Below are 6,673 nucleotides of genomic sequence, written 5' to 3'. Positions count from 1 at the left end.
AACAGAGATGCTCTTTTTTTTGATTTATACCAAGACCTCAAAAATACCAATACCTCAACCAGGAACCAAGCTATACCAACACATACCATAGCCCAAACACACTCCCACTCCCATACGGTGACTTTATCTGTTCCCATCAGGCATACACTTTTCTTGTAAGGCTGGAACAGCTCCCCAAAACCTAGGATTAAGTTAGATATATACTTTATTATAAATCCCTCTGCCACAATACTTATACATTTTGTAAGTACTCCGAATTTGTTGATCATGATTGTTTTACAAATTTCCTATCTATTTACATATGTTCGCTGTCTTTATATAAAATCAATATTATGAAGACATTATATACAAAATTAGCGCTGCTCTTTATACTGCTGTTTCAGTCTTTCGCTTCTTTTGCGGTAGAGGTATTTACGGTACAGAATTCTCCCTATACCATTACAAGCGCGATTAGCTTCTATGATAGTGTGTATATTGAACCGGGGGTTGTTTTCTTATTCAGTCCTGCAGGTAAGATCTCTTTTCACGGAAGCGTTTTTGCTGACGGTAGTCCTGATGGGCTCATTACTTTTAAAGCGGCAGATACTACCGGATGGAGTAGTACCCAAACACAAAATGGGGGCTGGACGGGTTTAGAGTTTAAAGGAGTAAATGCAAAACTGAATTATTGTATCATCAGGGATATCAAAAATCAGTATAACCAGAGTGGGGTGACCTATGGCATTTTTGTAGAAAGTAAAATGGTTATGAACAATTGTAAGATTTATCATAACAACTGTAATAATCAAAGATTTATTTTCCAAAACTCCGCGAGAAATTTTGAAATGAAGTATTGCGAGTTTTATGAGAATAGGGCCACTTATTTGATCACCACAAATTTTTCTGAGGCTACTTTTAAGAATTGCAATTTTCATCATAACACCGCAGATAATTACAATGCCTTTCCGGTATACTCTGTGCTGAATTGCGATTCCCGTAAGACGACAATAATTGGTAATACTTTTTATAAAAACCAATCTACGGGCAATGCTGTTATCGCCTGTACCGGTGGGAATGGACTGATTGAAGGTAACCGGATTATTAATAACAGTAATACCGGGGCCAGTCAGCAGTGTGGTAGTGGAGATGGAGGCATTGCCATGTTCTTAACCGTATTCTCTAATAACCATTCTGATACCCTGGATTATATTGTACGCAATAATGTGATGGCCAATAATTATAACCGTAATGGCCATGGTATTGTGTATATAGCGCATGCAAAGGTAGCCTTCAACAATAATACAGTAGCCAATAACCTTGTTTCTGTAGATGGTACCGGTTTATTTGTATTTTCCAATGGCCTGACCCCTTCTTATACCAAGCTTATTGCTAAGAATAATATTTTTAGTGGTAATGCCAGTGAAAGCATCACCCAGCAAAGTATCGGGCTTTGGAACACCAATAGCGTTAAATTGGAAAATAACTGTTTCAAAGCAGCTGTTGCCAATGAAATTTATACCACGTTTGTTACCGTTTTTCCTTCTGATACCGCAAACAATATCGCTTCTAATGCAATTGGTTTCATTAACCCCACAGCTGGATTTGGGCTGGGGTATGATGCAAATAATACGAACTTTGCCTTGCAGGATCATACAATTTGTATAAATAAAGGAACCTTAGCAGGCAGCAATGCGGCCACTTATGATTATGTCGGTAATCCCCGTGTGGTCAATGTTATTGACATGGGTGCTTATGAAAACCAAAGGGAGGAGCCAAACAGCATCAATAAAATTGGAGTATCGAAAAATAGCTTACAGATTTACCCCAATCCCTGCGCTGATTTTGTAAATATTATAAATACACGCAAAGGGGCGACCTTAGTGATCCGGGATATTTTAGGCCGTATTGTATACCAGCTCAAAGATGTAAAGGATGATGTGATTAAAGTAAATACCCATAGTTTCCCTAGAGGTAATTATTATATAGAGTTAAATGATGGCACAACGAGATATAGTAATATGCTCAGTATTGCCTCATAATAAAAGCCTTATCTCTTTTTAAAAATTGAATTGTTGTTGGATATATCCAACAGCAATTCAATTTTTATTTTGCAGACTTCAAAGGGATGGATGTTCCGGATTTGGATATATTTTCTATCGAAAAGTGCCGTAAATCACATTTTGTTTTTATTTAACATAAACCGTATATTTACAATCAAATTTCTAATCCATGAATAAAAGTTATATACTCTATATACTTTTTTGTTTTTCCCTGCTTATTAGTTGTAAAAAGGATCTTCAATTACCGGTGGGCAATGGTACTGCGGTTAGCCCCGGCGCGACCAAAGAGCAAAAGCTATTGAATGTTGCTTACGGAACTTCAGATACTAATGTGATGGATGTATACCTGCCCAAAGCAAGGAATATTAATACCCCTGTGGCCATCTTGATTCATGGAGGCTCATGGAATACAGGCGATAAGTCGAGTATGAGTGCCCTACAGGATAGCCTTTTGGAAAATCACATTGCATCAATAAATATTAATTATCGATGTGCTGATACAGGAAAGATTCATTATGATAGCTTAATGCAGGATATCAAGCAGGCTGTTGAATACTGTAGTAAGAAAAGCCTGGAATGGAATATAAAAAGTCAAAAATATATTATTATCGGTATGAATACCGGAGGGCATTTAGCGCTGGCATATACGTACAGACATGATAGTAAGAAAAGAGCTGCAGCAGTCATTGCTTTGGCCGCGCCATGCGATTTGACTGATATAACCTTCCTGGATATGATGAATACTTCGGGTGATATCGGAGGGGTAGAAGCATTGGTTAATGCCGCCTATATTCCGGGACAAGCCCTACCCGGAAACTTTTGGAGTGCGAGTCCGCTTTTCTTTTTACAAAATATACCTACTTTACTGGTTCATGGTACCCTTGACAATGTAGTACCTTATAGTCAATCGGATCGGCTACATCAAGGCCTGGATGCTTCCGGCTTTCCAAATCGTTTACTGCCCATAACAGGAGCAGGCCATGATTTGGGTCTTTCCAATCCGGTTACAAGCGCAACTGTTTTCCGCGAAATGAAAAGTTGGGTTTTCCAGTTTGGAAGCTAAACAGTCCTGAATATTCTTTAGAAAAAGTAGAAAAAGAGGCATAGCAATTTCAAGTTCTATGCCTCTTTTTTTATGCCCTAAAAGCTCATACGCAGACCGATAAAGCCTCTGATACCTTGGTTTGGTGCATATACATAACTTGGGTCAAAAGTAAGCCCATAAGGGTTGTCAGGTGTAATAAGCGCGTTTCCATGTGCATCGAAGTGTACTTTTTTATCAAAAGGATCTTCACTTCTGGCAATGATAAAATCACTGCGTTTTCCCGGGGTCCAGTTTAAAAGATTTTTAATGCCTGCATATATTTCAAATTGTTTGAATCCTTTGTAGGTAAACTGAATATTCTGTAAGCTCCACCAGGGAGAATAGGCACTTCTTGGATCCGTTTTACCCAACAAAGGCAAGCGCATGGGACTGTATACATTTCCTGTATAGTCGATGACCAGTTTTAACGGCTTTATGGTATAGGAAAGTGCCCAGGTAGCGGTGAATTTTTCCGTTAGCATTTGCTGCATGGTGCTGTGGTTTTCTGTAATCGTATTAGACATTAAAGTGCCTCCTGCCAATAGTTTTAAGCCATTGTTCCAGGCTATATCTGCATTAAGGCTGATGCCTTTACTCTGGGCATAACCGTTTAAGTTATCATAAATGATTTTATTCGGATCCGTTTCATAATCCGGTACAATCCGGTTGTTGAAAAAAGTATAAAAGGCAGCAAAATCGAAGCCCATAAAAGTTCCGCTTTCGAGAAAGAATCTTTTATTGTAATTCAGATTGATATTATAGGACCGCTCGGGGTTTAGATCATTTTTGACCTCAACAGATCGGGCACCTGTCAGGGCAGCATGTTCTTCCGTAAACAAATTGACCACCCTGAAACCGGTACCGGCATTAAGCCTTATCGTGTTATTTTGGTTTACAGTCCATTTATAAGCAATCCTTGGCGTAAAGATATTTCCATGAAGCGAATTATAATCATATCTGAAACCCAAGAGCAATTTATGCATGGGATTGAAGGTAATTTCATCCTGGATAAAAATACCGGGTAGCCAGGTTTTAGACGGATTGTTACTCTGCTGCCCTATGCCTGCCGTAGCAGGAGTATTATCGTCGTAATAAGTATAGCGAAGTGCCGCACCAACGAGCCAATCGTGTTGCTGCCATTTTTTATCCCAGACCAATTGACCGAAAGAGATGTTTTGCTGCGCCTGGTAAATCGTCTTACCATAAACACTATTTTGATTATGGTTATTGTATGAAAAAGATAACATCAGCCGCTCGCGGGTAGGCAATTGATATTTTCCCAGCAGCTCCCAGCGTTTGGTGTAGATGCTTTCTCCATATACACTATCACCTCCTCTGAACGATTTATTCCAGTTCATTTCCCCGCCCCAGCGGTCTTCATATAAATACCTCCCGGCCAGGCTGAAAAACCTTGCCTCCTTTCTCTTGAAATTCCATTTTTGAAAAACAGAAATCCGATCCTGCAAGGTAACATCAGTAAAATTGTCTTTATTGTGGTCTTGCGGATTCTGATAATTAAAATAATTGACACCGGTCAATACTGCAGCCTGTTTGCCGACCTTTGTGCTGAGCGCCAGATCTGCATTATATTCCCCCCAGCTGGTGCCCATCAGATCTGCCGACCATTTGGGTGTTTGGCCACCCGGGTTTTTGGTGATGATATTAATCAGGCCACCTACCGCCTCACTACCATACAAAGAAGAGGCAGGGCCCTTTACTACTTCAATACGTTCTACAATGGCATTGGGAATACCAGATAAACCATATACCGTAGATAAGCTGCTGACAATAGGCATCCCATCAATTAAAACCATCGTATAAGGCCCTTCCAGGCCATTGATGTGTATATCACCGGTATTGCACACATTACAGTTGATCTGCGGCCTTACACCGTTTACATTTTGTAAGGCTTCAAAAATATTAGGCGTCGGATTCTTTTTGAAAAATGCAGGGGTATATACTTCTACGGGTACAGGGCTTGACAAACGCGATACTTCCTTTAAAGTACCGGTAACCACCACATCCTCTAAGGTTTGTCCCTCTTTTTCCAGGTCCAGATCCAGTCTTAAAGTATCTGCTGCCTGAAGCACCAACTTCCTGCTGATGCTTTTATACCCCTTTGCCGAAACCTGAACCTGGTATCTTCCCGGAGGGATGGCGCATAGACGATAACGTCCCTGGCTATCGGTTATACTTTGATAGGCAGTATTGTTTAAACGGATGCTTGCCTGTTCTTTGGGCACTTGGTCTGCTGTAATCAGCCCGGATATACAGGCCTGTTGTGCTTGTATGCTTTTAGTATTCAATAAGATAAAGGTTCCCGTGATGAGGGCCCGTAGGTAAATATTCATTTTCTATAAGATTATTTTATTTTTGGAATTAAAAAGTTAGGCAAAGCTAACAATTTTATTTTATAGAAATAAAATAAAATAAAAAATGCTTGATAAAGTATGTTCAAAACAGCTTTATCAAGCATTTAAATCGGAAAATGAGGTTTACTTTTTATAATCTTCGGAAACTTTTCTTTGATCCCCTATAAGACAATATTGTTTTTGGCTTGCAGGGCAGGAGGTAAGTCGGTTTCTCCCAACATTTCCCGGAGATCGATTTCAATCGTGCGGCTCATCTGAGAGATCGGAACATCATTGGCACTGCCTTCAAAAGGATTTTCTGTGCTTTCTCCTACCTGCTCCAGAGAAGTGTAGACCCAGGAAATTAAAACACTAAAAGGGATGACCAACCAGACCATATATCCATGCATAAAACCGCTGAGCCCGTCATTGAGTTTGTCAAATTCTTTGAGCATACCAAAGGGTAGTAAAAGGCAAAAAAGTTTAATGAAAAATGCATTGATCGTGGCAAACTGGCGCGGATAAGGGAAGTTTTTAATGCGCTCACTTTTTCCTTGCTGATCGTATAAATCCTTAATAGCTTTCTGCATTTCGACTAATTGAATGCTGTCTATTTCCTGTCGGTCAAAAGCGGCTTTAATCGTTTTACTTTGTAAACTTAGGATTTGTGCTGCCCGGTTTTTGGTAGAGAGGATATAAGACTGTTCTTCAGGACTAAGATACTTCGCCAGTTCTGTTTCCAGAGTTGTTTCCTGCTCGGGTATGGTATAAAATGATGCCCTGTATTCTTCATTATAAGACTTATGAGTAGTCTCCCAAGCCCTGTATTCTCTCATCTGGTAACGCAGGGCAGTAAGCCAGGCAAAGTGCCTGTAGATAAGGGTTTGAGCTGTTTTCTGATCATTCAGAAAATCCCGGCTCATGATGCCCCAGGCACGACTGCTGTTGAGTATAGCACCCCATATTTGCCGGGCTTCCCAGGTACGGCTGTAGGTCTGCGTATTTTTAAAACCCACAATAAATGCCGTCGCTGTACCCAGTAAGGCGACCACCGTCCAGGGGAGGGCAATCCATTTTTGACCCAAAAGCTGATAAGCAACGACTGGTAACACACCGATAATGATCAGTTTAAAAATATTGCGTCTGGTCCATACCAGAAACTCTTTCAGCGAGTATGATTTGCCTGCATGCATCGTTTT

Annotated in this window: 4 protein-coding genes; 2 read left to right on the top strand and 2 right to left on the bottom strand. The window is 40.2% G+C overall.

Annotated features, from left to right (window positions below; all coding sequences use genetic code 11):
- The first annotated feature begins 332 nt into the window (after window positions 1-332).
- Window positions 333-2,018: a right-handed parallel beta-helix repeat-containing protein gene (locus DBR32_RS15070; RefSeq protein WP_124637250.1), complete on the top strand. Its 1,686-nt coding sequence runs from the start codon at window positions 333-335 to the stop codon at window positions 2,016-2,018.
- Between the two features lie 190 nt (window positions 2,019-2,208).
- Window positions 2,209-3,102: an alpha/beta hydrolase gene (locus DBR32_RS15065; RefSeq protein ID WP_124637248.1), complete on the top strand. Its 894-nt coding sequence runs from the start codon at window positions 2,209-2,211 to the stop codon at window positions 3,100-3,102.
- A 77-nt stretch (window positions 3,103-3,179) separates the two neighbouring features.
- On the opposite strand, the gene DBR32_RS15060 is transcribed toward DBR32_RS15065, so the two are convergent.
- Complete coding sequence (locus DBR32_RS15060; RefSeq protein WP_124637246.1) at window positions 3,180-5,474, bottom strand: TonB-dependent receptor; 2,295 nt, start codon at window positions 5,472-5,474, stop codon at window positions 3,180-3,182.
- 182 nt (window positions 5,475-5,656) lie between these two features.
- A complete protein-coding gene (locus DBR32_RS15055) occupies window positions 5,657-6,667 on the bottom strand; it encodes a bestrophin family protein (RefSeq protein WP_124637244.1) in 1,011 nt (336 codons plus the stop codon).
- Window positions 6,668-6,673: the final 6 nt, after the last annotated feature.

Origin of the sequence: Taibaiella sp. KBW10 (assembly GCF_003852495.1) — a bacterium.
Lineage (GTDB): Bacteria > Bacteroidota > Bacteroidia > Chitinophagales > Chitinophagaceae > Edaphocola.
This window is presented reverse-complemented; position numbering and strand designations above follow the sequence as displayed.